Source organism: Mycolicibacterium anyangense (assembly GCF_010731855.1).
Taxonomy (GTDB): Bacteria; Actinomycetota; Actinomycetes; order Mycobacteriales; family Mycobacteriaceae; genus Mycobacterium; species Mycobacterium anyangense.
In genome coordinates this window covers 3,502,468-3,526,264 of record NZ_AP022620.1, presented here as the reverse complement: position 1 = coordinate 3,526,264, position 23,797 = coordinate 3,502,468, and the positions used below count along the sequence as shown (strand labels likewise).

Below are 23,797 nucleotides of genomic sequence, written 5' to 3'. Positions count from 1 at the left end.
TTGGGCACAATGAAACGAATGCAGTCAGGACAGTCATGAATCCCGCGCGGTGGCGTCGCTCCACCCACGCGCTGGTCGCTGCGGCGGTCATCGCGCTGGTCGCCGCCGTCGTCGCGGTCGTGGCTGTGGCCACCGGCGCAGACACCAGCAGCGCCCAGCTGCCGGCGCCGCACCCGCCGGCGACGGCGAAACCGGCCGTCGTTCCGGTCTCGGACACCGCGGGGACGCCCACGTCGGCCGGACTGACCGCCGCGCTGGCCGCCCCCGTGGCCGATCCCAACCTCGGCAACATCACCGGCCGCATCACCGACGCCGATACCGGTAAGCAGCTCTGGGAACAGCGATCCGGCGTGCCGATGCAGCCGGCCTCCACGAACAAGGTGCTCACCACCGGCGCGGCGCTGCTCACGCTGCCCCGCGACGAGCGGGTGACCACCACGGTGGTGGCCGCCGACCAGACCCGCCAGCCCGGCGTGGTGGTGCTCGTGGGCGGCGGTGACCCGACATTGTCGGCCGCTCCGCCCGGCCAGGACACCTGGTATCGGGGTGCGGCCCGGATCAGCGACCTGGCCGACCAGGTCCGCAAGAGCGGTTTCGCCGTGACGGCCGTCCAGGTCGACGGTTCGCTGTTCAGCGGACCGGACTTTGCGCCGGGCTGGGATCCCGCCGATATCGACGGCGGCGACATCGCGCCGCTCCAGTCGGTGATGATCGACGCCGGGCGCACCCAGCCCACCACCGTCGATTCTCGCCGCTCGACCACGCCCGCGCTCGACGCCGGCCGGGCGCTGGCCACCGCCCTCGGCGTCGACCCGGCGACCGTCACCTTCGCCACCACCGCCCCGACCGGACAGCAACTGGCCTCGGTGCAGTCCGCGCCGCTGATCGAGCGGCTTCGCCAGATGATGAGCGCCTCGGACAATGTGATGGCCGAATCCATCGGCCGCGAGGTGGCCAAGGCCACCGGCCGGCCGGTGAGTTTCGCCGGTGCTGTCGATGCGGTGACCAGCGCACTGCGGTCGGCGGGCGTCGACATGACGGGTGCGACGCTGGTCGACTCCAGCGGTCTGTCGGTGTTGGACCGGCTGACCGCGACCACCCTCGACGAGGTGATCGGCGCGGCGGCCGGCCCGGACCATCCACAGCTTCGGCCACTGGTGGATCTGCTCCCGATCGCCGGTGGCAGCGGCACCCTGTCCGACCGCTTCCTCGGCGGTGATCCCGCCACCTCGTCGGCCGGCTGGCTGCGCGCCAAGACCGGCTCGTTGACCGGCACCAACTCGCTGGCCGGGATTGTCACCGATGCCGGCGGCCGGGTGCTCACCTTCGCGTTCATCTCCAACGACGCCGGGCCGATGGGCCGGGTGGCCATCGACGCCCTAGCCGGCACCCTGCGTACCTGCGGGTGCGGCGCGTGAGCGCCGACGGCGATCTGACCGTCGGGCGGGCGGTCGACTGGGGCTTCGCCGGCACCGTCGGCGCCTGGCTCACCCGGCCCGGACCGCCGGCCACCGACTACACCCGTCGCCAGGCGATCGACGAACTGGCCGCCGCGGCTCGCACCGCCGAGGGTCCGGTCCGCGAGGTCACCCGGTTGGGCAACGACGACGTCGTCCCCGACGCCCGAATCGTCAACCGGGAGGAATGGATCCGCGCGGCCACCGAATCGATGCGGGTGATGACCGGCGGAACCGAGAAGGCAGCCAACCCGATCACCGGCCGGATCACCGGGGCGCAGACCGGGGCTGTTCTGGCGTTCGTGTCCTCGGGCATCCTCGGCCAGTTCGACCCGTTCGCGGTCGGCGCGCAAGCCGGCGGTCAGCTACTGCTGGTCTACCCGAACGTGATCGCCGTCGAGCGCCAGCTGCGAGTCTCGCCCTCGGACTTCCGGCTCTGGGTGTGTCTGCACGAGGTGACCCACCGCGTCCAGTTCAGTGCGAATCCCTGGCTGGCCCAACACATGTCGCGCGCGTTGGCGGTGCTGACCTCGGATGCTGGTGACGACGTCGCCACCGTGGTGGCCCGGCTGGCCGAGTTCGTCAAGGAGCGGCGTTCGTCGCAGCGCCGGCCCGACCCGAACAATGACGGCATCCTCGGGTTCATGCGCGCGGTGCAGTCCGAGCCGCAACGCCAGGCCATGGACCAACTCCTGGTGTTGGGCACCCTGCTCGAAGGCCACGCCGACCACGTGATGGACGCCGTCGGACCGGCCGTTGTGCCGTCGGTGCAGACCATCCGGCACCGCTTCGACCAACGCCGCCAACGTCATCAGTCCCCGCTGCAGCGGCTGCTGCGGGCGCTGCTCGGCCTGGACGCCAAGATGAGCCAGTACACCCGCGGCAAGGCCTTCGTCGACCATGTGGTGACCACGGTCGGCATGGACCGGTTCAACACCGTCTGGTCGGGTCCCGACACCCTGCCGCTGCCCGACGAGATCGAGGATCCGCAGCGGTGGATCGACCGGGTGCTCTAGCCCGGCTGCGGGCCGCCCTCGCCGGGTTCGCGACCGAACACCTGCCCGGCGGCGACGCCTGGTGTGTGGCGCTGTCCGGTGGGCCCGACTCGCTGGCCCTGACCGCCGCCGCGGCGGCGCTGCGTCCCACCACCGCGCTGATCGTCGACCACGGTTTACAGTCCGGCTCGGCGGACGTGGCCGACGCTGCCCGGCGCGCGGCCCTCGAGCTGGGCTGCAGCGAGGCGACGGTGCTGACGGTGCACGTCGGCACCCGGGGCGGCCCCGAGGCCGCCGCCCGCACGGCTCGGTACGCCGCCCTGGACAGCGCCCGCGGCGGTGCGCCGGTGTTGGTCGGCCACACCCTCGACGACCAGGCCGAGACCGTGCTGCTCGGCTTGGGCCGGGGATCCGGGGCACGCTCGATCGCCGGCATGCGGGTCTGCGACCCGCCCTGGTACCGGCCATGGCTCGGCCAGCGTCGCAGCCTGACCCGCGCCGCCTGCACCGAACTCGGCCTGGCCCCCTGGGATGACCCGCACAACCACGATGCACGGTTCACCCGGGTGCGGTTGCGCACCGAGGTGCTGCCCCTGCTCGAGGACGTTCTCGGCGGCGGGGTGGCCGAGGCGCTGGCCCGTACCGCCGGCGCGCTGCGGGAGGACACCGAGGCGCTCGACGCGCTGGCCGACGCGGCGCTGGCCGCGGCGCTCGACGGCGACGGCCTGTCCGTCGCAGCGCTGTCCGGGCTGGCGACGGCGGTACGCCGCCGCGTGTTGCGAGGGTGGCTGCTGCGGGGCGGCGCCAGCGGCTTGACCGAGACACAGATCCGCGCGGTAGATGCGCTGGTGACGGCGTGGCATGGCCAGGGCGGGGCGGCCGTCAGCGCCGATCTGCCGCACCAGAGACTGTTCGCGGGGCGCCGCGACGGAAGATTGGTGTTGTACGCGCGGCCGGTGTGATTGGTCGTCAGGCTCCGGGCATGGCACAGTGTGGGCGTGTCGGTGCACGACCTGTACCCCGGGGATATCAAATCGGTCCTGTTGTCCCAAGACCAGATTCAGGACCGAACCGCGGAACTGGCGGCTTCGGTCGCCAAGGACTACGGCGACTCGCTGAACGGTCAGGACCTCTTGCTGGTCACCGTCCTCAAGGGTGCGGTGATGTTCGTCACCGACCTGGCGCGGGCCATCCCGTTGCCCACTCAGTTGGAGTTCATGGCGGTCAGCTCCTACGGATCCTCGACGTCGTCGTCGGGTGTGGTGCGCATCCTCAAGGATCTCGACCGCGACATCCACGATCGCGATGTGCTGATCGTCGAGGACATCGTCGACTCCGGGCTCACCCTGTCGTGGCTGCTGCGCAACCTGGCGACCCGGCACCCCCGGTCGCTGCGGGTGTGCACGCTGCTACGCAAGCCCGACGCGGTGCGCGCCGACGTGGACATCGCCTACGTCGGCTTCGACATCCCCAACGAGTTCGTCGTCGGCTACGGCCTGGACTACGCCGAGCGGTACCGCGACCTGCCCTACATCGGCACGCTGGACCCCAAGGTCTACGAGCCTTAGCCGAGCTCCCACACCGCGGTCACCGAGAAGCCGACGGTCTGCTCACCGGGCTGCAACGGGACCTCGCTGGCCATCGCCCCGCGCGGCATCGGCGCGGGCATCGGTTGCGGCGGGGCCACGGCGCCTGGTGCCTCGCTGATCGAGATGATCTTGCCCAGTGACAGTCCGGACAGCTGGGCGTACTGCTGGGCACGGCCCTTGGCGTCGTCGAAGGCCCGCGCCCGCGCATCGCTGACCAGTTTCGAGTCGTCCTCGATGGAGTAGCTCACCGAGTTGATCCGGGTGGCGTCGCCGCCGGCGCCCACGACATTGGCCAGCACCTGCGAGGCGGTGCCGAGGTTGCGGATCTTGATCTGGATCGAGTTGGACGCCCGGTAGCCCAGGATCGTCGACCCGTCGCCGTACTGCGGCTGCAGGCTGACGCCGGTGGTGCTGATGTCCTTGGTGTCGACGCCGCTGGCGTTGAGCGAGTTGAGCACGGCCTTCTGCCGGTCGTTGGTCTGGTTCATCGCCGTCGTGACGTCCGTAGCGGAGGCCTCGATGCTGACGTCGGCGGTCAGGGTGTCCGGCACGCCCTTGACCTGTCCGTTGCCCACCACAGTGACCTGCCGGGGATTGGCGCCGACCGGGGCGGCCGAGGAGTCGCAGCCACTGACCGCGGCGGCGGTGACCCCTGCAGCAGCGACGACAACTGCTAACCGATGGCTCATCGACATGAGGCCACCGTAGCGCGCAGTCCCGACTTTCCGGTCCGCACCGTTATCGAGGGCTGAGGCGGTTGTCGTTGTAGGCGACGACGAGAACCACTGCGGGTGGAAGTCCGACACGGCGGAATCGGTGTGTCGCGGCTGCATCGAAATACGCGCAATCCCCGGTACCCAACTGGATGGTCTGCCCGTCGTAGTTCAGATCCACCGTCCCGCTGTGCACGAAGACGAACTCCTGGCCCGGATGGTTGGGGTGCGAGTGCTCGGCGAACTCGGTCCCCGGATACAGCACGAAGGGGGACATGGCTTTCCCCAGCATGTCTGCAGCGATGGGTCGGTGTCCGCGTTGGTGCTGGCCGACGGCTCGCTCCACGGTGATGGCCTGGGCCTCGGGGTCGTCGGAGAACAGTTGGGCCACATCCACATCGAGGGCCCTGGCGATCTTCATCGCTGCCGCGATCGAGGGGACGCTCTGGCGGCGTTCGACTTTGGACAGGTAACTCTTCGTCAGGCCGGTCAGCTCGGCGAGTGCCTCCAGCGTCATGGCGCGTTCCAGGCGAACCGCGCGTAGCACGTCGGCCATCACCGCTCCTCCTTTCCGCCGACTCGATGAGCATCGCCAGAATACAGTGTTGCCGACAGGACACAATGTGTCCTAATATCCACACTGTGTCATTCAGTTGGGTAACCGAGGAGGATCAGCTGGTGAGCGCCGCTCTTGATGTAACCAAGCCCGAAATCATGCGACGGGCATTGGCTGATCTGTCGGTCCACGTGCCAGAGACAGGGTTGACCACCCGACAGAAGGTGGCATTGACCTGCCGGGCATTGTTCGACGCCGGCCACGATTCGGGGCTCGCGGGGCAGATCACCGCCCGAGGGGAGACGCCGGGCACCTTCTACACCCAACGGCTCGGCTTGGGCTTCGACGAGATCACCGAGGACAACCTGCTGGTGGTCGACGAGGCTCTGAATGTGCTGTCCGGCGACGGGATGGCCAACCCTGCCAACCGTTTTCATTCATGGATCTACCGATCCAGGCCGGACGTGACGTGCATCGTCCACACCCATCCGTTTCACGTGGTCGCACTGTCCATGCTCGAGATACCGCTGGTGGTCTCTCAGATGGACATCACGCCCCTGTACGACGACTGCGCCTTCCTGGCCGACTGGCCCGGTGTGCCGGTTGGCGATGAGGAGGGCGAAATCATCAGTGCGGCGCTGGGATCCAAGAAGGCGATACTGCTGGCCCATCACGGCCATGTCGTTGCCGGCGCCAGCGTGGAGGAAGCGTGCTCGCTGGCGATGTTGATCGAGCGTGCCGCCAAGCTGCAACTTGCCGCGATGGCGGCCGGGAGCATTGCTCCACTGCCGGAGCGGCTGGCGCGTGAGGCGCACGACTGGACCTTGAATCCCAAACGCAGCCAAGCCAACTTCGCCTACTATGCCCGGCGCGCCCTGGTCCGCCATCCCGATGTCCTGACTTCGCAGTCCACCGCCCACACCTAAGGAATGATGACCATGGCAACCACATCGATACACGGAATCATCGCCTACCCCGTCACGCCGTTCACGGCGTCCGGCGACGCCGTCGACACCGGCAAGCTCGCTTCCTTGGTCGAGGAACTGGTCGACGCAGGCGTCCATGCGATCGCCCCGCTCGGGAGTACGGGGGAAGCGGCCTACCTGACAGAGCAGGAATTCGACGGCGTGGTCGACACCGTGGTCGGCGTCGTGAACCGCAGGGTTCCGGTCGTCGTCGGGGTCTCGGACCTGACCACGGCGAACACCGTGCGCCGGGCCCGCCATGCGCAGCACGCGGGTGCCGACGCGGTCATGGTGCTACCGATCTCCTACTGGAAACTGGCCGAACACGAGATCATCCAGCATTACGCCACCGTCGGCGCCGCCCTCGACATACCGATCATGGTCTACAACAACCCCGCCACCAGCGGCATCGACATGAGCCCGGAACTCCTCTTCGACATGTTCACCGAAGTCGACAACGTGACCATGGTCAAAGAGTCCACCGGTGACCTCACCAGAATGGTGCGCATCAAGGAACTCTCCGGCGGCTCGTTGCCGTTCTACAACGGCAGCAATCCGTTGGTTCTTGACGCCCTCAAGACGGGCGCCAGCGGATGGTGCACCGCTGCTGCTCACTTGCGGCCGCAAGCGTGTCTGGATCTCTACGCCGCAACCCAGGCAGGCGATTTCGCGCGCGCCCAACAGATCTACGACGAGCTCGCACCGTTGCTCCGATTCATCGTCAGTGGTGGGCTCCCCAGCACGGTAAAGGCCGGCCTCGACATCCTCGGCCAGGACGTCGGAGACCCGCGTCCCCCGTTGCTGCCGCTACGGCCGGCGGAGCGCTCCGAACTCCAAGCGATGCTCTCCGCGGTGTAGCGGCGTGAGTGCATCAGCAGACGGGGCGGATGAACGCCTGCGCGTCCATTTCGTGCAGCACGAATCATTCGAAGCACCAGGGGCATTCGAGTCATGGGTCGCCGGGCGTGGCCACCGGTCCAGCTACTCGCGGGTCTTCGAGGGTCAGCCCCTGCCGCTGTCGGGATCCGACATCGACCTGCTGGTGATCCTCGGCGGGCCGCAGTCCCCTGCGACGTCCACCGATGAATGCCCGTATTTCGACAGCGCCGCCGAATGCAGGTTGATCACCTCATGCATCGCCGCAGGAAGAGCGGTGGTGGGGGTCTGTCTCGGTGCCCAGCTGATCGGCCAGGCGTTGGGCGCCGGCTTCGAACCCAGTCCGTATCCCGAGATCGGGAACTTCCCGATCACACTGACCGCCGATGGATTGGCGAGCCCTGCAGTCGCCCACTTCGGGCCACGCCCCGTGGTTGGCCACTGGCACGCGGACATGCCAGGGTTGACGGCCCAGGCCAGGGTGCTCGCAGTCAGTGCAGGTTGTCCCCGCCAGATCGTCGAGTACGGCCCACTGGTGTATGGATTCCAATGTCACTTGGAGTTCACACAGCCGCTGGTCGATGGGCTCATCGAGCAGGCCTATCCCACAGCAGTGGAGCCGTCGGCACGCTATGTGCAACGCGCCGAGGTGATGCGTGACCACCAATACGACGTGATGAATCACCTGCTCTACGAATTCCTGGACAGGCTGTCAGTGGCATACCGACACAGATCGAGAGCTCTGCGGCCGGTCGGCTAGTGTCGTGAGTCGGAAGTTCGCTGCTCCCTTCAGAACCTCACCGACGCTGTCGTTATCGCGTAAAAGGCAAGTAACCCGGGCGATAACGACAGGCTCGCGGTAACGAGAGGCATGCGTGGCTGTCCACGAACTAACGAATCGGGACACTAGACCCGCATAGTCAAGGTTCGAACACCCGTGTTGCCTCACGGGCAACAGGTGGTTACGCTGCGGTGCATGTCAGCGGCGGTCGATCTCGAGGCAATCGGTCCACGGCTCAGATCGGCGCGGGAGAGCCGTGGCCTTACGCTCGATCAACTCTCGGACTGCTCGGGCCTGTCGAAGGCCCACCTGTCGCGGTTGGAATCCGGTGAGCGGCAGGCGTCGATCGGCGCATTGGTCGATCTTGCAACAGCATTGGGTGTTCGAGTCAGCTCGCTCCTCGGCGAGGACGATGGTGGCCCAGAGCTGGCGACATTCGCCCCGGGCGCCCCGCGACGATCGGCCGATGGACTGGAAGTCGCTGTTTGTAGCGGATTTTCGGGATCCCGCAGCATCGAGGCGTTGCGGGTCAGGGTTCAACCGCGTCGCCCCGCCGGTACCCCCGTCCAGCATCGCGGCGAAGAATGGCTCTACGTCGTCAGCGGGGCGTTGACCTTCACCTACGACGGTGTCGATCACGAGATTCCAGCCGGTGCTGCAGTGCATTTCGATGCGGGCCGACCGCATCGGTTGACGGCTCGGATGGTCACCGAGGTATTACTGGTATCGGCAACCGATCACACCGAGCTCAGCCGCATACACCATTGATGTCCGGTATCGATGTGATGAAAGTGCCTGCATGACAACGATGTAACGTTGCATTACCGCGTCGTCAAATTGGTCAACAAGTGTTGTCTCTAAGGCAACCAAGCTCCTAGCCTTGATCGTGCCGGGCACACGCACCGCCCGATGACGAAATCGCGAACCCGCTCTGTATCGGGTCTTCAGGCAATTAGGAGCTCCTCTCATGGCCATGGCCGCTGAACTACCACCCACTCCCGCGACTGTCGGACCACCGCCGGGATCCACGTCAGGGATACGCGAGGGCGTACTCGGATTCCCCACCCTGCTGGCGCAGTCGGTGGCGCTGATATCGCCGACGATGACTGCTGTTCTCATTGTGCCGCTGGCCTTTTCGTTCGCGGGCAATGGAACCTGGTTGGCCTATCTGTTCGCCACTGTCATGCTCTCGTTCGTCGTGATGAACCTCAACGTGTTCGCTAGTAGATCGGCGTTGCCCGGGTCCATGTACGCCTATATCGGCCGTGGGCTCGGACCGCGGGGCGGTGTGTTGTCCGGCTGGACCCTGCTGTGGTCTTATGCGTTCATCGCGGTCGCCGGCCTGGCCGGCTTTGCGATCTTCGTCAATCAGTTCCTCGATGCCGTCGGAATCGGTGCCCACGTTCCGGTCGTATTCTCATTCGGCGTCAGTGCTTTCCTTTGTTGGCTCGTGGCCTACAAGGACATCCGGATCTCGTCGCTGCTGATGCTGGTCCTGGAAGGCCTGTCGGTCGTGTTGATCGTCGTACTGTGCGCAACGGTCTTGGCCAAACATGGCTCTGTCCTCGACGTGCACCAGCTGCGCCTCGACGGCGTGAGCGTCAGTGGCACAACGCTGGCAGTCGTCGCGTGCATCTTCAGCCTCGTCGGGTTCGAGAGTGCCACCGCGCTCGGCGGCGAGGCCAAGAACCCGCTGAAAAGTGTTCCGCGAGCTGTGCGATGGAGTCTGATCATCGCGGGACTGTTCTTCGTCTTCGTCAGCTATGTCGAGGTCGTCGGCGCCAGTGGCCGCGGCCTGGATCTAGGACAGCTTGCTGCGCCGCTCACCACGCTGTCCGATGCCTATCAGGTCGGCTATCTCAAGGCGCCGATCTGTCTGGGCGCGGTGTTGAGTTTCTACTCGTTGACATTGTCGTGCGTCAACGCGGGCTCGCGCATTCTGTTGCCCATGGCCCGGCACGGAATGCTCAGCCACCGGATGGGAAACATTCACGCCGGCAACCGGACACCCCACGTGGCGGTCACCGTCTACACGGTGCTGGTGCTGGGCATCGTGAGCGTGATGCAGATCTTCACCGATCCACTGACCACCTTCGGCGACGCCGGAACACTTGCCGCGTTCGGATTTCTGCTCGCGTATTTCATGATCGCGGTCGCCGCCCCGGTATACCTGCGCAAGCACGGCCAGCTCAGCACGAAGAGCGTCGTCATATCTGCACTGGCGATCGTCTGTCTTTTGGTCCCGACCATCGGTAGCTTCTACCCGCTGCCCCCGGTGCCGGTGCGCTACTTCCCCTACTACTTCCTGGCATACATGGCGGTCGGAGCGACATGGCTGGCGGCTGCCGGACGACGTCGACCGGTGCTGTTCGACGAGATCGAGGCCGATCTGGAAGTGACCGTCGACACCTGGGCGCACCCGCGGGAAGGTGCTGCGCCGCAGATGAATCCGGCGCCGTAGCCACCGAAATCTAGGCTTGCCCGCTGGTGTGCTCGCCGATCGCCTTCATGATCGCCTCGCCGGCCCTGCCGAACAGGTTGTCGCGCATATCCCGTGCCCATTCGTGTGATGCTTCGCCGGCACGGAGCTGGCCTTTGAAGTGCGGAATGACCTTGCGGGCGAACAACTCGTAGGAATGATAGGTGGCCTGCGGGTTGGCCCAGTCGTGGCCGAGCATCAGGAAGGTGCCGAAGCCGCCGGAACGCTCCAGCAGATCGCTGATGTAGGCGATCGCGTCATCGGCGGTGCCGATACAGCAATTCCCTTGGGCGGCATAGTCGGCGACGAACTCGCGGGGCGACTGGGTGGCCTCGTCGACGTCGTTGGACAGCGGGACGAACCCGGCGGCACCGAAGTAGTTGGCGAAGTCCTTCAACCCGTAGGTGCAGTCCTCGATGGCTTGTTCGCGGGTGTCGGCCAGGTGCACCACGCCCAGCACCCGCCAGTTGGTCCGGTCGGGTTCGGGGCGGCCAGCCTCGGCGGCCTTGTCGACCACGATCCGCCAGGCGTCTTCCAGTGCCGCATATCCGCCCGGTACCGACATCGACAGCGAGAGCAGCGACGTTCCCAATGTGCCGGCCAGTCGGGGACCGGACGGCGACACCATGGCCGCGGTGGAGATCTCCGGATACGGCCAGGTGTAGGGCCGGATGTGCAGTTGCGCATCGCGCAGGGTGAACCAGTCGCAGTGCCGGTTGATCCGCTCGTCGGGGCCGGCGCGGAACAGGGCGAGGATGGCCTCCAGCGACTCCTGCATCATCTGCCGCTGCTCGACCGGGTCGATACCCATCATGTAGGCGTCTGACGGCAGGGCGCCCGGCCCGGTTCCGAACATCACCCGACCCCGGGTCAGATGGTCCAGCAGTACCCAACGGTCGGCGACCATCAGCGGATGGTGGTAGGGCAGCGACACCACGCCGGTACCGAGACGGATGTGCTTGGTGCGTTCGGCCGCCGCGGCGATGAACACCTCCGGGCAGGCGATCAGCTCGTAGCCGCCGGAGTGGTGTTCGCCGTACCACACCTCGTCGTAACCGAGCCGGTCCAGCGCGACCGTCCGATCGAGGTCGTATTCCAATGCGACGGTGGGGGATTGCCCGACGGGATGAAACGGCGTGACGAACACACCGAAGTTGAGGGGTCGCATGGTCACCACTCCGATCCGGATAGGAAATCCAACAGTTCGCGATTGATGTCGGCTGGCCGCTCCTGCTGGATCCAGTGACCGGCGCCGCTCAGTAGGACCTGACGATAGGGACCCTTGACCATTTCGGTGGCCCGATCGGTCCGCGTGAAACCGAGCGTCGGATCGTCGGTGCCGCCGATGAACAACGCGGGGACCGTGATGGTGTCGGCAGCCGGGTGGCCCAGGATCTGCCAGTTGCGGTCAAAGCAGCGGTACCAGTTCAGCGCCCCGCTGAACCCGGTGCGGCCGAATTCGGTTGCGTAATGCTCGAGCTCGTCGGGTGAGAGCCAGTCCGGCAACCGTTCGGGCTGGGTCAGCCGGTCAAGGAAGCCGGCGGGCCCCGGGGTGAGCATCCGCTGCGCGGCCTCCTCGCCGTCGGGGGTGCGCATGCCGGCCAGCAACACCCGCATGGTCCGGAACGGGTCCCTGGCCAGTTCGGCGTCGGCCGGGCCGGGCTCCTGGAAGTACAGGATGTAGAAGAAGTTGTCGCCGAAGATCCGGCGGAACGCCTCGGTCGGCGGGGTCAGCGGCCGGGGGATCGGGGGTACCGCCAGCCCGGCGACGGCCGCGACCCGATCGGGATGCAGCAGCGGCATGTTCCACGCCACCACGGCGCCGAAGTCGTGGCCGACGATGGCGGCCCGCTGCGCGCAGGCGTCGTCGAGCAGGGCGGCCACGTCCCCGGTCAGGGCGGCGATGTCATAGGCCCCGATGTCCTCGGGGCGCGAGGACCCGCCGTAGCCGCGCTGATCGGGGGCCAACACGTGATAGCCGGCATCGGCCAGGACCGGGATCTGGTGGCGCCAGGAGTACGCCAGTTCGGGGAAACCGTGGGCCAGCACCACCACGGGCGCACCTCGATCGCCGGCTTCCAGTACCCGCAGGCGCACTCCGTTGACGTCAACTAACCGTTCGGTCGGGGCGGCCACGGTGGTAGCCAAGCACAGCCGCACGGCTGCCGGAAGGGCCTCGTTCGCTCTCGGGTGAACCAGAACCATTCCGTAACGGAAACCGGCGGGGCTCTGCCCGACGTTGGTGTAGCGGTAGCCTGAACTATCCCAGCTGCGCATATCGGAAGGACCTGGCCGGATACGGCCGATGTAGATGAACCGCAAAAATGTGATCCGCACATTGACGGTGGTGGCCGTCGTGTTGCTGCTCGGCTGGTCGTTCTTCTATTTCAGTGACGACACCCGTGGCTTCAAACCCGTCGACACCTCGGTGGCGATGACGCAGATCAACACGGACAACGTCAAGAGCGCCCAGATCGACGACCGCGAACAGCAGCTGCGCCTGGAGCTCAAGAACGGCAACGGCGACACCGAAGACTCCAACAAGGTCATCACCAAGTACCCGACCGGGTACGGCGTCGACCTGTTCAATGCGCTTCAGGCCAAGAGCGTCAAGACCAACACCGTGGTGAACCAGGGCAGCATCCTGGGCTCGCTGCTGGTCTACATGCTCCCGCTGCTGCTGCTGGTCGGCCTGTTCGTGCTGTTCTCCCGCATGCAGACCGGCGGCCGGATGGGCTTCGGCTTCGGTAAATCGCGGGCCAAGCAGCTGTCCAAGGACATGCCCAAGACCACCTTCGCCGACGTGGCCGGTGTCGACGAGGCTGTCGAGGAGCTCTACGAGATCAAGGACTTCCTGCAGAACCCCTCGCGCTACCAGGCACTGGGCGCCAAGATCCCCAAGGGCGTCCTGCTCTACGGCCCGCCCGGAACGGGTAAGACCCTGCTGGCCCGGGCGGTGGCCGGTGAAGCCGGAGTTCCGTTCTTCACGATTTCTGGCTCGGACTTCGTCGAGATGTTCGTCGGCGTCGGCGCATCCCGGGTGCGCGACTTGTTCGAGCAGGCCAAGCAGAACAGCCCGTGCATCATCTTCGTCGACGAGATCGACGCCGTCGGCCGCCAGCGCGGCGCGGGCCTGGGCGGCGGGCACGACGAACGTGAGCAGACCCTCAACCAGCTGCTCGTCGAGATGGACGGCTTCGGCGACCGCCAGGGCGTCATCCTGATCGCCGCCACCAACCGGCCGGACATCCTCGATCCGGCGCTGCTGCGGCCCGGCCGTTTCGACCGCCAGATCCCGGTGACCAGCCCCGACTTGGCCGGCCGCAAGGCCGTTCTGCGGGTGCACTCGCAGGGCAAGCCGATGGCGCCCGACGCCGACCTCGACGGCCTGGCCAAGCGCACCGTCGGCATGTCCGGCGCCGACCTGGCCAACGTGATCAACGAGGCTGCGCTGCTGACCGCCCGCGAGAACGGCACGGTGATCACCGGGGCCGCACTCGAAGAGGCCGTCGACCGCGTGATCGGCGGGCCACGCCGCAAGGGCAAGGTGATCTCCGAGCTGGAGAAGAAGATCACCGCCTACCACGAGGGCGGCCACACCCTGGCGGCCTGGGCGATGCCCGACATCGAGCCGATCTATAAGGTCACCATCCTGGCTCGTGGCCGCACCGGCGGCCATGCCGTCTCGGTGCCCGAGGACGACAAGGGTCTGATGACCCGCTCGGAGATGATCGCCCGCCTGGTGTTCGCGATGGGTGGCCGCGCGGCCGAGGAACTCATCTTCCGCGAGCCCACCACGGGTGCGTCCTCCGACATCGAGCAGGCCACCAAGATCGCCCGCGCGATGGTGACCGAGTACGGGATGAGCGCCAAGCTGGGCGCGGTGCGCTACGGCACCGAGCACGGAGACCCGTTCCTGGGCCGCAGCATGGGCACCCAAGCCGACTACAGCCACGAGGTCGCGCAGATCATCGACGACGAGGTGCGCAAGCTCATCGAGGCTGCGCACACCGAGGCGTGGGCCATCCTCACCGAGTACCGCGACGTGCTCGACGTGCTCGCCGGTGAACTCCTGGAGAAGGAGACGCTGCACCGCAAGGAGCTGGAGGGCATCTTCGCCGACGTCAAGAAGCGCCCGCGCCTGACGGTGTTCGACGACTTCGGTGGCCGCATCCCCTCGGACAAGCCGCCGATCAAGACCCCCGGTGAGCTGGCCATCGAACGTGGCGAGCCGTGGCCCAAGCCGATGCCGGAGCCGGCGTTCAAGAAGGCGATCGCACAGGCAACGGCACAGGCCCAGCAGACCAATGGCGGCAACGGCAACGGCGCGCACCACGCGCCGCCCGCGGCCCCCGCCGGCAACCAGCCCGACTACGGCGCACCCGCCGGCTGGCACGCGCCGGGCTGGCCGCCGCCGGCCCAGCAGGGTGGTGGCTACTGGTACCCGCCGCCGCCCGGATGGGGCCCGCCGCAGCAGCAGGGCCAGCAGCCGTATCCGCCGTACCAGCCCTACCCCGCGCCCAGCCATGCCGGGCCCGGCCCCGCGCCGCAGGACGATGCCGCGGATGACGGCACCCGGCCCACCCCGCCGCCGAATGGTTGATTGACGAAACGGAGCTTCGATGGCCCAGCCGACCTCGATCTCGCTCGAGACGCCGGTTTTCGACCAGGAACGTGCCGAGGCAGCAGTGCGTGAACTGCTGCTCGCAGTCGGGGAGGATCCGACCCGGCACGGCCTGGTGGATACCCCGGCTCGGGTGGCGCGAGCCTTCCGGGAGATGTTCGCCGGGCTCTACACCGACCCCGATGCGGTGCTGGAGACCACCTTCGATGAGCAGCACGATGAGCTGGTGCTGGTGAAGGACATCCCGATGTACTCCACCTGTGAGCATCACCTGGTGTCCTTCCACGGGGTCGCGCATGTCGGCTACATCCCGGGTGAGGATGGTCGGGTCACCGGGCTGTCGAAGCTGGCCCGCGTGGTCGACCTGTACGCCAAGCGCCCGCAGGTGCAGGAGCGGCTCACCTCCCAGGTCGCCGACGCGGTGATGCGCAAACTCAAGCCGCGCGGGGTGATCGTGGTGATGGAGGCCGAGCATCTGTGCATGGCGATGCGCGGGGTCCGCAAGCCGGGCGCCAGCACCACCACCTCTGCGGTGCGGGGACAGTTCAAGACCGACAAGGCATCCCGAGCCGAGGCGCTGGAACTCATCCTGCGAAAGTGAACAGCATCCCACCCCGGGTCGCCGGCCGCGTGCAGGTGATGGGAGTCGTCAACGTCACCGATGACTCCTTCTCCGACGGCGGGAGGTATGTGGACCCCGGTCGGGCCGTCGAACACGCTGTCCGACTGGTTGCCCAGGGTGCGGCCATCATCGACGTCGGCGGCGAGTCCACCCGTCCCGGTGCGGTGCGCATCGATGCCGCCGTCGAGACGGCCAGAGTGGTGCCGGTGATCAAAGAGCTTGCCGCCCAAGGGATCACCGTCAGCATCGACACCATGCATGCGGCCGTGGCCGCGGCTGCGCTGGACAACGGTGCCAGCATCGTCAACGACGTCTCCGGTGGGCGCGCCGATCCGGCGATGGCGCGGGTGCTCGCCGACGCGAACGTGCCGTGGATTCTGATGCACTGGCGTTCGGTCGGTGCCGCGCAGCCGCATGCGGTGCCGGACTATCACGACGTGGTCGCCGAGGTACGCGACGAACTGCTGGCCAGTGTGGACGCCGCCGTCGGCGCCGGTGTCGCGCCGGCCAATCTGATCATCGACCCCGGCCTGGGCTTCGCCAAGACAGCCCAGCACAATTGGGCCCTGCTGAACGCCCTGCCCGAACTGGTCGGCACCGGGATCCCGGTCCTGGTCGGGGCCTCGCGCAAGCGGTTCCTCGGCGCCCTGCTGGCCGACGCCGACGGGACCCCGCGGTCACCCGACGGCAGGGAAACCGCCACCGCGGTGGTCTCCGCCCTGGCCGCGATGCACGGCGCGTGGGGTGTTCGGGTGCATGACGTCCGCGCGAGCGTGGATGCGCTCGCCGTCCTCGACGCTTGGGAGGGTGCCGGTGGCTGACCGAATCGAGTTGCGCGGGTTGACCGTTCGCGGCAACCACGGCGTCTTCGACCATGAGCGACGCGACGGCCAGGACTTCGTCGTCGACATCACCGTGTGGATCGATCTGGCGGCCGCGGCCGCCAGTGACGACCTCGCCGACACCTTCGACTACGGCGTCCTGGCCCAGCGGGCGGCCGCCGTCGTCGGCGGCCCGGCGCGCAACCTGATCGAGACGGTCGCCGCCGAGATCGCCGAGGACGTGATGACAGACGAGCGGGTCCACGCCGTCGAGGTGGTGCTCCACAAACCGGACGCCCCGATCCCGTTGTCGTTCAAGGATGTTGCGGTGGTGGCCCGTCGATCCCGGCGCGGCGGCGGCCGGCGGCAGATCGTTCCGGCCGGAGACGCGATATGAGCCGGGTGGTGCTGTCCATCGGCTCCAACCTCGGTGACCGGATGGCGCGGCTGCAGGCCGCCGTCGACGGTCTCGGTGCGTCGGTGCGCGCCCTGTCGCCGGTCTACGAGACCGACGCCTGGGGCGGTGTCGAGCAGGGGCCGTTCCTCAACGCCATCGTGGTGGCGGAAGATCCCGAACTCGACGGACACGGTTGGCTGCGGAAGGCGCAGGCCCTCGAGCAGGCCAACGAGCGGGTCCGCGAACAGAAGTGGGGCCCGCGCACCTTGGACGTCGACCTGGTGTGCTGCCACGAGGGGGAGACCGAGATCTTCTCGCGCGACGAGGGTCTGACCCTGCCGCACGCGATGGCACATCTGCGCGCGTTCGTCCTGATTCCGTGGCTGGCGGTGGAACCCGACGCCGTCCTGACGGTGGCCGGCCAGAGCCGGCCGGTCGAACGGCTCATGGGTGAACTGGACGCGGCCGAACGTGACGGCGTCCGACTGACCGATCTGATCCTGCACCTGCCTCCCGAGCTGAGTGCCTGATGGGGCTGACCCGCAGACGCGACCTGCTGGCCGCGATCGTCGTGGCAGCGGTCGTCTCCTATCTGGTGGTGCATGTGCTGTACCGCTACTTCCCGCCGATCACGGTGTGGACCGGACTGTCGCTGCTGGCCGTCGCCGTGGCTGAGGCGGCGTGGGCCGTGTCGGTGCGCGGGCGGATCCGCGACGGGCGAATCGGGGTCGGCGCCGGCCGGCTGCATCCCCTGGCGGTGGCGCGCAGTGTCGTGATCGCCAAGGCCTCGGCGTGGGTGGGCGCGCTGGCCGCGGGGTGGTGGACCGGCGTCGTCGTCTACCTGCTGCCGCGCCGCACTGAACTCCGGGTCGCCGGCGCCGACACCCCGGGTGCGGTGGTGGCCGCCATCAGTGCAGCGGCGCTCGTGGTCGCCGCGTTGTGGCTCGAGAATTGCTGTAAGTCGCCGGCCGACCCAACCGAGAGCGCCGACTCCGCCACCGAGTGATGCGCCGCGGCGAATCGCCGCAGCTTGAGGACACGTACACGGACATCGCGCGGGTACAGTCACCCCATGACCGTTCTGTCCCGCGGCGGCCGGAATCGGCGCGGCGGCCGCAGGCCGGGTTGGCTGCTCTTGACGACGTTGCTGGTCCTGGCCATCGTTGCCAGTTCCGCGTTGGTATTCACCAACCGCGTCGAGCTGCTCAAGCTCGCGGTGGTGCTGTCGCTGTGGGCGGCCGTGGTCGCCGCCTTCGTGTCGGTGATCTATCGGCGCCAGAGCGATGTCGACGCCGCCCGGGCCCGGGACCTGAAGCTGGTCTACGACCTGCAGCTCGATCGGGAGATCTCCGCGCGCCGCGAGTACGAGCTGGGAGTCGAATCGCACCTACGCCGTGAACTGGCCGCCGAACTGCGAGCCCAGGCCGCCGACGAGGTAGCGGCGTTGCGCGCCGAACTCGCCGCCTTGCGCGCGAATCTCGAGATCCTGTTCGACGCCGATCTCGGCGACCGTCCCGCGCTGGAGGGCGACCGTGCGGCGGCCGGGTACGGCGACTGGACCCGCGACACCACGGCGATGCCACCAACTCCCGGCCGGGTGCAGAGCAGCCGTATCACCCCGGTCACCGCGGAGGACAACGCCAGCCGGACGGCAGAGAACCCGATCATCGACGTGCCCGAGGAGCCGCTGGTTCCGCCGCCGCCCGCACCGGCTCCCCGGCAGCAGCCCGCTGCCCAACAACAACAGCCCTACGCGCCGCCGCCCCCGCGCCCTCGCTACCAGGAACCCCCGCCGCCGCAGGATTACGACGACTACCGCGGCTCGCACCGCCGGCCGGCCGGCAACGGCGCCGGCCCGGCCGCCCCGCCTGTGCAGCCCACCCCGGTACCCGCACCGCCGCAGCCCGCACCGGCCCCGGCGGCCCAGAGCAGCGAGTGGCAGCCGGTGGAGGCCGAGGGGCGTTGGCTGCCGCCTGGGACGCCGGGCAGCACCTGGGTGTCACCACCGGTTGACAGCGCCCCCACACCGGAGGAGGCACGCCGCGGCAGGCACTGGACCGGCCCGGTCGACGAACCGCCCGCACCCGCGCCGCCGAGACCCGAACCGGCGCGCCCCGAACCGGTCATGCAGCCCGCTGCGGAACCGGCCGCCCCACGGGCCCGGCACTCGGTGGAGGCCCCGGCCTACGGCCAGGCCGCGCCGGCCATGTCCACACCCCCGCCGCCGGAGTCCGGCGGCAGGCGACGGCGGCCCGAGCCCGAGCCGGAGCCCGAACCACAGCCAGAGCCCGAACCGGAACCGCCTGCCGGCCCTGGCGGTCAGCACGCCGGTGGCCAGTCCGTCGCCGACCTGTTGGCCCGTCTGCAGGCCAACGGCAACACCGGCAGCGGCGGCCGCCGCCGCCGCGAGGACTGAGCCCGCGGGGTAGGCGAGCCCGCGGCGCCGCGTCGGCCTGGGGTTAAAGTTGTGCTGACCGTCCGGTACCGGCAGAGCAGGACTGGAACGAATCGACGTCAGTGAGGTCGTCTAGGTGGGGACCCCCAATGGCTTGCGCCCGGCGCGCCTCAAAGTGGGCGTCATCTCGGCCGGGCGGGTCGGCACTGCGCTCGGCTTGGCTCTCGAACGAGCAGACCACGTCGTGGTCGCCTGCAGCGCGATCTCGAACACCTCCCTGCGGCTGGCGCAGCGGCGGCTGCCCGACACCCCGGTGCTTCCGGTGCCGGAGGTGGCCGACAGTGCCGAGCTGTTGCTGCTGACCGTCCCCGATTCGGAACTGGCCGCACTGGTCAACGGTCTTGCCGCCACCGGGTCGGTGCGGCGGGGAACGATCGTGGTGCACACCTCCGGTGCCAACGGAGTCGGCATCCTGGCCCCGCTGGCCGAGCAGGGGTGCGTGCCGCTGGCCATCCACCCGGCCATGACGTTCACCGGTTCCGACGACGATGTGGTGCGGCTGAGTGAGACGTGCTTCGGTATCACCGCCGCCGACGAGATCGGCTATGCCATCGCCCAGTCGCTGGTTCTCGAGATCGGCGGCGAGCCGTTCCGGGTCCGCGAGGACGCTCGCGCGCTGTATCACGCGGCTCTGGCGCACGCGAGCAATCACGTCGTCACGGTGGTCGCCGACGCGCTCGATGCGTTGCGTGCCGCGCTGTCCGGGCAGGAGCTGCTCGGACAGGAACTCATCGGCACTGCACCGGGCGGGCTGGCCGAGCGGATCGTGGCCCCGCTGGCCCGCGCCGCGCTGGAGAACACCCTGCAACGTGGGCAGTCCGCGCTGACCGGTCCGGTGGCGCGCGGCGACGCGACCGCGGTGGCGGGTCACCTTGCTGCTCTCAATGAAGTGGATTCCGCACTGGCGCAAGCATATTGCGCAAACTCTCTGCGTACCGCCCAGCGTGCGCGGGTTTCCAAGGAGGTCTTTGAGGTGTTGACGGACTGGTCGGCCGGCCAAGGACGGCGGCAATGAGCAAGGCGGCGCCGAAGTTCAGCGCCGGGCAGCTCAACGTGTACCCGACCCCTCAGTCGGTGTCGGATGTCACCAGGGCGTTGCGGCACACCGGCCGGCGGGTGATGCTCGTGCCGACGATGGGTGCGCTGCACGACGGCCATCTGGCCCTGGTCCGGGCGGCCAAGCGGGTACCGGGAGCCGTGGTGGCGGTGTCGATCTTCGTCAACCCCTTGCAGTTCGGCGCCAACGAGGACCTCGACGCCTACCCCCGCACACTGGACGCCGACCTGGAACTGCTGGCCGGTGAAGGTGTCGAGGTGGTGTTCGCCCCGACCGCCTCGGCGATGTATCCCGACGGTCAGCGCACCACGGTGCATCCCGGACCGCTGGGTGCCGAACTCGAAGGTGCGGTGCGCCCGACGCATTTCGCCGGCATGCTCACCGTGGTGCTCAAGCTGCTGCAGATCGTGCAGCCCGATCGGGCCTTCTTCGGTGAGAAGGATTACCAGCAGCTCGTTCTCATCCGCCAGATGGTCGACGACCTGAACGTGGACGTCCGGATCGTCGGGGTCCCGACCGTGCGGGAGTCCGACGGCCTGGCCATGTCGTCGCGCAACCGTTACCTGAATCCCGAAGAGCGCGAACAGGCCTGCGCGCTGTCCTCGGCGCTGCTGGCCGGTATGTACGGTGCCGCAGACGGTGTCGGCCCGGCATTGGACGCGGCCCGCGCGGTTCTCGACGAGGTGCCCGCCATCAAGGTCGACTATCTCGAGGTGCGCGGGCCGTGGCTCGAGCCCGCCCCGGCCTTCGGCCCGGCCCGGATGTTGATCGCCGCCCGGCTGGGCAGCACCCGCCTGCTGGACAACATCGCCATCGACCTGTCGACCAACTCTGCCCCGCCCGGTGCGGGCCATGACGCCAACAACGAAATAAGCTGGAGAAATTGATGTTTCGGACCATGCTGAAGTCCAAGATCCACCGCGCCACGGTCACCCATGCCGACCTGCACTACGTGGGTTCGGTGACCATCGACGCCGATCTGATGGAAGCCGCCGACCTGCTCGAAGGCGAACAGGTCACCATCGTCGACATCGACAACGGCAACCGACTGGTCACCTACGCGATCACCGGTCAGCGAGGTTCAGGAGTGATCGGGATCAACGGCGCCGCAGCGCATCTGGTTCATCCCGGTGATCTGGTCATACTGATCGCCTACGGCACCATGGACGACGCCCAGGCCCGCGAATACCGGCCCCGCATCGTGTTCGTCGACGCCGGCAACCGGCAGGTCGACCTCGGTGACGACCCCGCGCATGTGCCCGATGACGTCGCCGATCTGTTCTCACCGCGAGGTGCGCGCTAGCCGTGCTGCTCGCCATCGACGTCCGCAACACCCACACCGTCGTCGGACTGATCTCCGGTTCGGGAGATCACGCCAAAGTGGCTCAGCAGTGGCGTATCCGGACCGAGTCGGAGGTCACCGCCGACGAACTCGCGCTGACCATCGAAGGGCTCATCGGCGATGATTCCGAGCAGCTGACCGGAGCCACCGGACTGTCCACGGTGCCATCGGTGCTGCACGAGGTACGCCTCATGCTCGAGCAGTACTGGCCCTCCGTGCCGCACGTGCTCATCGAGCCCGGCGTGCGCACCGGCATACCGCTGCTGGTCGATAATCCCAAGGAGGTGGGCGCCGACCGCATCGTCAACTGCCTCGCCGCGTACGCGAAGTTCTCCTCGCCCGCCATCGTGGTGGATTTCGGTTCGTCGATCTGTGTCGACGTGGTGTCCGCCAAGGGTGAATTCCTCGGTGGCGCAATCGCCCCCGGTATCCAGGTGTCCTCTGACGCTGCTGCGGCCAGGTCGGCGGCGCTGCGGCGGGTCGAGCTGACCAGGCCGCGATCGGTGATCGGCAAGAACACCGTCGAGTGCATGCAGGCCGGTGCGGTGTTCGGCTTCGCCGGGCTGGTCGACGGTCTGATCTCGCGCATCCGCGAGGATGTCGACGGGTTCGCCGGTGCCGATGTGGCGGTGGTGGCCACCGGCCATACCGCGCCGTTGCTGCTGCCCGACCTGAGTACGGTCGCCCATTACGACAAGCACCTGACCCTGGACGGTTTGCGAATGGTCTACGAGCGCAACCGGGACGGCCAGCGCGGCAAGCTCAAGCCGGGCCGCTAGAAGAAGGTCCGCACCAGGTCGACCACCCGGCCGCGCTCGTCGAGGGCCGGGATCAGCTGCCACTTGTCGAACACGGTGCACGGATGCGACACCCCGAACTCGATCCAATCGCCGACCTGGATCTGCGTGTCGGCAGTCTCGGACAGCTGCAGGAACGCGTGCTGGTCGTTCAGCTTGGTCACCTCGCATTCGGCGAGCGCGCCGTCGGTCCACCCCGATGGCGTTCGAAGCCGTTGCGGCACGGGCATGTCCTGATCGAAGGAGACATCCCGACGGCCCATCGTCACCAGGGCCAGGCCCGGCTCCGGGCGGGAGCTGATCTGTGCCCACACGTGCAGCGCGGCACGGAGCCCGGCGCCCGATGCCCCCGGCCGGGTCAGCGGTGAGGTCCGGTGGTACAGCCCGTCGTCGTTGGTCAGGTAGGCCCCGCTGCGCACGATCGTGCGCCAGGCGCCGAGCAGTTCGGTGGCCACCACGTCGAAATGCGTACTGCCACCGGCAGTCACGATCATCTCGTCGCTCTCGCACAGCGGCGCCAGCCGCACTGCGGTGGCACGCAGCCGGCGCAGATAATCCAGCACCGGCCGCACCCCGGCGCTCGATACGTCATGCCCCAGTGCGGCCTCGTATCCGGCGACCCCGGCCAGCCTCACCCGTCTGCTGGCCAGCACCGCCTGCGCCACCGCATCGGCGGTGTCGTCGTCGCGGCACCCAGTTCGGGTCCCCGGCGCACCGAGTTCGACGCACACGTCCACGGGCCTGCGGCCGCCCCCCGCATCCAGCGCCCGGTCCATCAGCTCGACGCCGCGCACCGAATCGACCCAGCAGAGCAACCGGAACCCGTCGTCGGAATCCAGTTCGGCGGCCAGCCACGCCAGACCGGCCGGATCCACCAGCTCGTTGGCCAGCACCACCTCGCGCACGCCGAACGCGCGGTAGGTCCGCACCTGGCTGACCGTGGCCGCCGTCACCGCGGTGGCGCCCGCCTCGAACTGCCGGGCCACCAACTGTGGCGCCATGTGGGTCTTGCCGTGCGGGGCCAGCTCGACCCCGTGCCGGGCGCACCACTGGGCCATCGTCTGCAGGTTGTGTTCCAGGGCCGCGGCGTCCAGCACGCACACCGGCCCCAGCGGCCCGCCGGCGAACAGATCGGGCCGCTCGGCGCAGATCTGTGCCACCGTGCGACCCGACCAGGAGACCGGCAGACCCTTGAACCGCCAGTCCACTCGCTCGTGGGCCAGAGCCGCCACCGCTGCGGCGTTGATGAGCGACTTCACCGACTCATTTAA

At 68.1% G+C, this 23,797-nt stretch carries 25 protein-coding genes; 20 read left to right on the top strand and 5 right to left on the bottom strand.

The window, feature by feature from the left end:
• Positions 1 to 35: 35 nt before the first annotated feature.
• The 4 genes from dacB to hpt are packed head-to-tail and all read left to right on the top strand — an operon-like array spanning position 36 to position 4,020.
• A complete protein-coding gene (gene dacB / locus G6N35_RS16680; RefSeq protein ID WP_163805259.1) occupies positions 36 to 1,418 on the top strand; it encodes a D-alanyl-D-alanine carboxypeptidase/D-alanyl-D-alanine endopeptidase in 1,383 nt (460 codons plus the stop codon).
• Entirely contained in the window at positions 1,415 to 2,473 is a 1,059-nt protein-coding gene (locus G6N35_RS16675; protein WP_163805258.1) for an Rv3626c family coenzyme F420 biosynthesis-associated protein, read from the top strand. The genes dacB and G6N35_RS16675 overlap by 4 nt, the downstream gene beginning before the upstream one ends.
• Positions 2,452 to 3,414 (top strand): tRNA lysidine(34) synthetase TilS, encoded by a 963-nt coding sequence (tilS, locus tag G6N35_RS16670; protein ID WP_163805257.1) that lies wholly within the window; start codon positions 2,452 to 2,454, stop codon positions 3,412 to 3,414. Before G6N35_RS16675 ends, tilS begins: the two co-directional genes overlap by 22 nt.
• Positions 3,415 to 3,444: 30 nt before the next feature.
• Positions 3,445 to 4,020: a hypoxanthine phosphoribosyltransferase gene (hpt, locus tag G6N35_RS16665; RefSeq protein ID WP_179967371.1), complete on the top strand. Its 576-nt coding sequence runs from the start codon at positions 3,445 to 3,447 to the stop codon at positions 4,018 to 4,020.
• Here the strand turns inward: hpt and G6N35_RS16660 are convergent.
• Positions 4,017 to 4,736 (bottom strand): SIMPL domain-containing protein, encoded by a 720-nt coding sequence (locus G6N35_RS16660; RefSeq protein WP_163805255.1) that lies wholly within the window; start codon positions 4,734 to 4,736, stop codon positions 4,017 to 4,019. The two genes, hpt and G6N35_RS16660, sit on opposite strands and share 4 nt — an antisense overlap.
• 43 nt (positions 4,737 to 4,779) lie before the next feature.
• Positions 4,780 to 5,310, bottom strand: a complete 531-nt coding sequence (locus G6N35_RS16655) for a helix-turn-helix domain-containing protein (protein WP_163805254.1) — start codon at positions 5,308 to 5,310, stop codon at positions 4,780 to 4,782.
• A gap of 122 nt (positions 5,311 to 5,432) precedes the next feature.
• On the opposite strand from G6N35_RS16655, the gene G6N35_RS16650 reads away from it, so the two are divergent.
• The 5 genes from G6N35_RS16650 (at position 5,433) to G6N35_RS16630 (ending at position 10,393) form a co-directional block, all read left to right on the top strand.
• On the top strand, positions 5,433 to 6,236 hold the full coding sequence (locus G6N35_RS16650) for an aldolase (RefSeq protein ID WP_197748430.1): 804 nt from the start codon (positions 5,433 to 5,435) through the stop codon (positions 6,234 to 6,236).
• A 12-nt stretch (positions 6,237 to 6,248) separates the two neighbouring features.
• A complete protein-coding gene (locus G6N35_RS16645) occupies positions 6,249 to 7,133 on the top strand; it encodes a dihydrodipicolinate synthase family protein (protein WP_163805253.1) in 885 nt (294 codons plus the stop codon).
• Between the two features lie 4 nt (positions 7,134 to 7,137).
• Positions 7,138 to 7,911 carry a glutamine amidotransferase-related protein gene (locus G6N35_RS16640; protein WP_197748429.1) on the top strand — a complete coding sequence of 258 codons (774 nt, stop codon included), beginning with the start codon at positions 7,138 to 7,140 and terminating at the stop codon, positions 7,909 to 7,911.
• Positions 7,912 to 8,127: 216 nt separating this feature from the next.
• Positions 8,128 to 8,700 carry a helix-turn-helix domain-containing protein gene (locus G6N35_RS16635; RefSeq protein WP_163805252.1) on the top strand — a complete coding sequence of 191 codons (573 nt, stop codon included), beginning with the start codon at positions 8,128 to 8,130 and terminating at the stop codon, positions 8,698 to 8,700.
• Positions 8,701 to 8,899: 199 nt separating this feature from the next.
• A complete protein-coding gene (locus G6N35_RS16630; RefSeq protein WP_163805251.1) occupies positions 8,900 to 10,393 on the top strand; it encodes an APC family permease in 1,494 nt (497 codons plus the stop codon).
• A gap of 10 nt (positions 10,394 to 10,403) precedes the next feature.
• On the opposite strand, the gene G6N35_RS16625 is transcribed toward G6N35_RS16630, so the two are convergent.
• Positions 10,404 to 11,579 carry an LLM class flavin-dependent oxidoreductase gene (locus G6N35_RS16625; RefSeq protein WP_163807727.1) on the bottom strand — a complete coding sequence of 392 codons (1,176 nt, stop codon included), beginning with the start codon at positions 11,577 to 11,579 and terminating at the stop codon, positions 10,404 to 10,406.
• A gap of 2 nt (positions 11,580 to 11,581) precedes the next feature.
• Entirely contained in the window at positions 11,582 to 12,547 is a 966-nt protein-coding gene (locus G6N35_RS16620; RefSeq protein ID WP_163805250.1) for an alpha/beta fold hydrolase, read from the bottom strand.
• A gap of 175 nt (positions 12,548 to 12,722) precedes the next feature.
• Between G6N35_RS16620 and ftsH the strand changes: the two genes are divergently transcribed.
• From ftsH to G6N35_RS16565, 11 genes are all read left to right on the top strand, one after another.
• Positions 12,723 to 15,014: an ATP-dependent zinc metalloprotease FtsH gene (ftsH, locus tag G6N35_RS16615; protein WP_163805249.1), complete on the top strand. Its 2,292-nt coding sequence runs from the start codon at positions 12,723 to 12,725 to the stop codon at positions 15,012 to 15,014.
• Positions 15,015 to 15,033: 19 nt separating this feature from the next.
• Positions 15,034 to 15,636 (top strand): GTP cyclohydrolase I FolE, encoded by a 603-nt coding sequence (folE, locus tag G6N35_RS16610; protein WP_163805248.1) that lies wholly within the window; start codon positions 15,034 to 15,036, stop codon positions 15,634 to 15,636.
• Positions 15,637 to 15,674: 38 nt separating this feature from the next.
• Positions 15,675 to 16,478 carry a dihydropteroate synthase gene (gene folP, locus G6N35_RS16605; protein ID WP_163807726.1) on the top strand — a complete coding sequence of 268 codons (804 nt, stop codon included), beginning with the start codon at positions 15,675 to 15,677 and terminating at the stop codon, positions 16,476 to 16,478.
• Positions 16,471 to 16,875: a dihydroneopterin aldolase gene (folB, locus tag G6N35_RS16600; RefSeq protein WP_163805247.1), complete on the top strand. Its 405-nt coding sequence runs from the start codon at positions 16,471 to 16,473 to the stop codon at positions 16,873 to 16,875. Before folP ends, folB begins: the two co-directional genes overlap by 8 nt.
• The gene (folK, locus tag G6N35_RS16595; RefSeq protein WP_163805246.1) at positions 16,872 to 17,405 is read left to right on the top strand and encodes a 2-amino-4-hydroxy-6-hydroxymethyldihydropteridine diphosphokinase; all 534 of its coding nucleotides are present in this window, start codon (positions 16,872 to 16,874) and stop codon (positions 17,403 to 17,405) included. Before folB ends, folK begins: the two co-directional genes overlap by 4 nt.
• Positions 17,405 to 17,881, top strand: coding sequence for a DUF3180 domain-containing protein (locus G6N35_RS16590; protein WP_163805245.1), 477 nt, complete (start codon positions 17,405 to 17,407; stop codon positions 17,879 to 17,881). Before folK ends, G6N35_RS16590 begins: the two co-directional genes overlap by 1 nt.
• Positions 17,882 to 17,947: 66 nt before the next feature.
• Positions 17,948 to 19,291 (top strand): DUF6779 domain-containing protein, encoded by a 1,344-nt coding sequence (locus G6N35_RS16585; RefSeq protein WP_163805244.1) that lies wholly within the window; start codon positions 17,948 to 17,950, stop codon positions 19,289 to 19,291.
• Positions 19,292 to 19,406: 115 nt separating this feature from the next.
• Positions 19,407 to 20,345 (top strand): Rossmann-like and DUF2520 domain-containing protein, encoded by a 939-nt coding sequence (locus G6N35_RS16580; protein WP_163805243.1) that lies wholly within the window; start codon positions 19,407 to 19,409, stop codon positions 20,343 to 20,345.
• A complete protein-coding gene (gene panC, locus G6N35_RS16575; RefSeq protein ID WP_163805242.1) occupies positions 20,342 to 21,274 on the top strand; it encodes a pantoate--beta-alanine ligase in 933 nt (310 codons plus the stop codon). The genes G6N35_RS16580 and panC overlap by 4 nt, the downstream gene beginning before the upstream one ends.
• The gene (panD, locus tag G6N35_RS16570) at positions 21,274 to 21,690 is read left to right on the top strand and encodes an aspartate 1-decarboxylase (RefSeq protein ID WP_163805241.1); all 417 of its coding nucleotides are present in this window, start codon (positions 21,274 to 21,276) and stop codon (positions 21,688 to 21,690) included. Before panC ends, panD begins: the two co-directional genes overlap by 1 nt.
• Before the next feature lie 2 nt (positions 21,691 to 21,692).
• A complete protein-coding gene (locus tag G6N35_RS16565) occupies positions 21,693 to 22,508 on the top strand; it encodes a type III pantothenate kinase (RefSeq protein ID WP_163805240.1) in 816 nt (271 codons plus the stop codon).
• Here G6N35_RS16565 and G6N35_RS16560 read toward each other — a convergent pair.
• The gene (locus tag G6N35_RS16560) at positions 22,505 to 23,785 is read right to left on the bottom strand and encodes an alanine racemase (RefSeq protein ID WP_163805239.1); all 1,281 of its coding nucleotides are present in this window, start codon (positions 23,783 to 23,785) and stop codon (positions 22,505 to 22,507) included. The genes G6N35_RS16565 and G6N35_RS16560 overlap by 4 nt on opposite strands.
• Positions 23,786 to 23,797 lie beyond the last annotated feature (12 nt).

Bases quoted from the DNA above. Each gene is read 5' to 3' on its own strand.
- dacB (WP_163805259.1), top strand. From the start codon at position 36: ATGAATCCCGCGCGGTGGCGTCGCTCCACCCACGCGCTGGTCGCTGCG.
- G6N35_RS16660 (WP_163805255.1), bottom strand. From the start codon at position 4,736: ATGTCGATGAGCCATCGGTTAGCAGTTGTCGTCGCTGCTGCAGGGGTC.
- G6N35_RS16655 (WP_163805254.1), bottom strand. From the start codon at position 5,310: ATGGCCGACGTGCTACGCGCGGTTCGCCTGGAACGCGCCATGACGCTG.
- G6N35_RS16645 (WP_163805253.1), top strand. From the start codon at position 6,249: ATGGCAACCACATCGATACACGGAATCATCGCCTACCCCGTCACGCCG.
- G6N35_RS16635 (WP_163805252.1), top strand. From the start codon at position 8,128: ATGTCAGCGGCGGTCGATCTCGAGGCAATCGGTCCACGGCTCAGATCG.
- G6N35_RS16630 (WP_163805251.1), top strand. From the start codon at position 8,900: ATGGCCATGGCCGCTGAACTACCACCCACTCCCGCGACTGTCGGACCA.
- G6N35_RS16625 (WP_163807727.1), bottom strand. From the start codon at position 11,579: ATGCGACCCCTCAACTTCGGTGTGTTCGTCACGCCGTTTCATCCCGTC.
- ftsH (WP_163805249.1), top strand. From the start codon at position 12,723: ATGAACCGCAAAAATGTGATCCGCACATTGACGGTGGTGGCCGTCGTG.
- folE (WP_163805248.1), top strand. From the start codon at position 15,034: ATGGCCCAGCCGACCTCGATCTCGCTCGAGACGCCGGTTTTCGACCAG.
- folP (WP_163807726.1), top strand. From the start codon at position 15,675: ATGGGAGTCGTCAACGTCACCGATGACTCCTTCTCCGACGGCGGGAGG.
- folK (WP_163805246.1), top strand. From the start codon at position 16,872: ATGAGCCGGGTGGTGCTGTCCATCGGCTCCAACCTCGGTGACCGGATG.
- G6N35_RS16590 (WP_163805245.1), top strand. From the start codon at position 17,405: ATGGGGCTGACCCGCAGACGCGACCTGCTGGCCGCGATCGTCGTGGCA.
- G6N35_RS16585 (WP_163805244.1), top strand. From the start codon at position 17,948: ATGACCGTTCTGTCCCGCGGCGGCCGGAATCGGCGCGGCGGCCGCAGG.
- panC (WP_163805242.1), top strand. From the start codon at position 20,342: ATGAGCAAGGCGGCGCCGAAGTTCAGCGCCGGGCAGCTCAACGTGTAC.
- panD (WP_163805241.1), top strand. From the start codon at position 21,274: ATGTTTCGGACCATGCTGAAGTCCAAGATCCACCGCGCCACGGTCACC.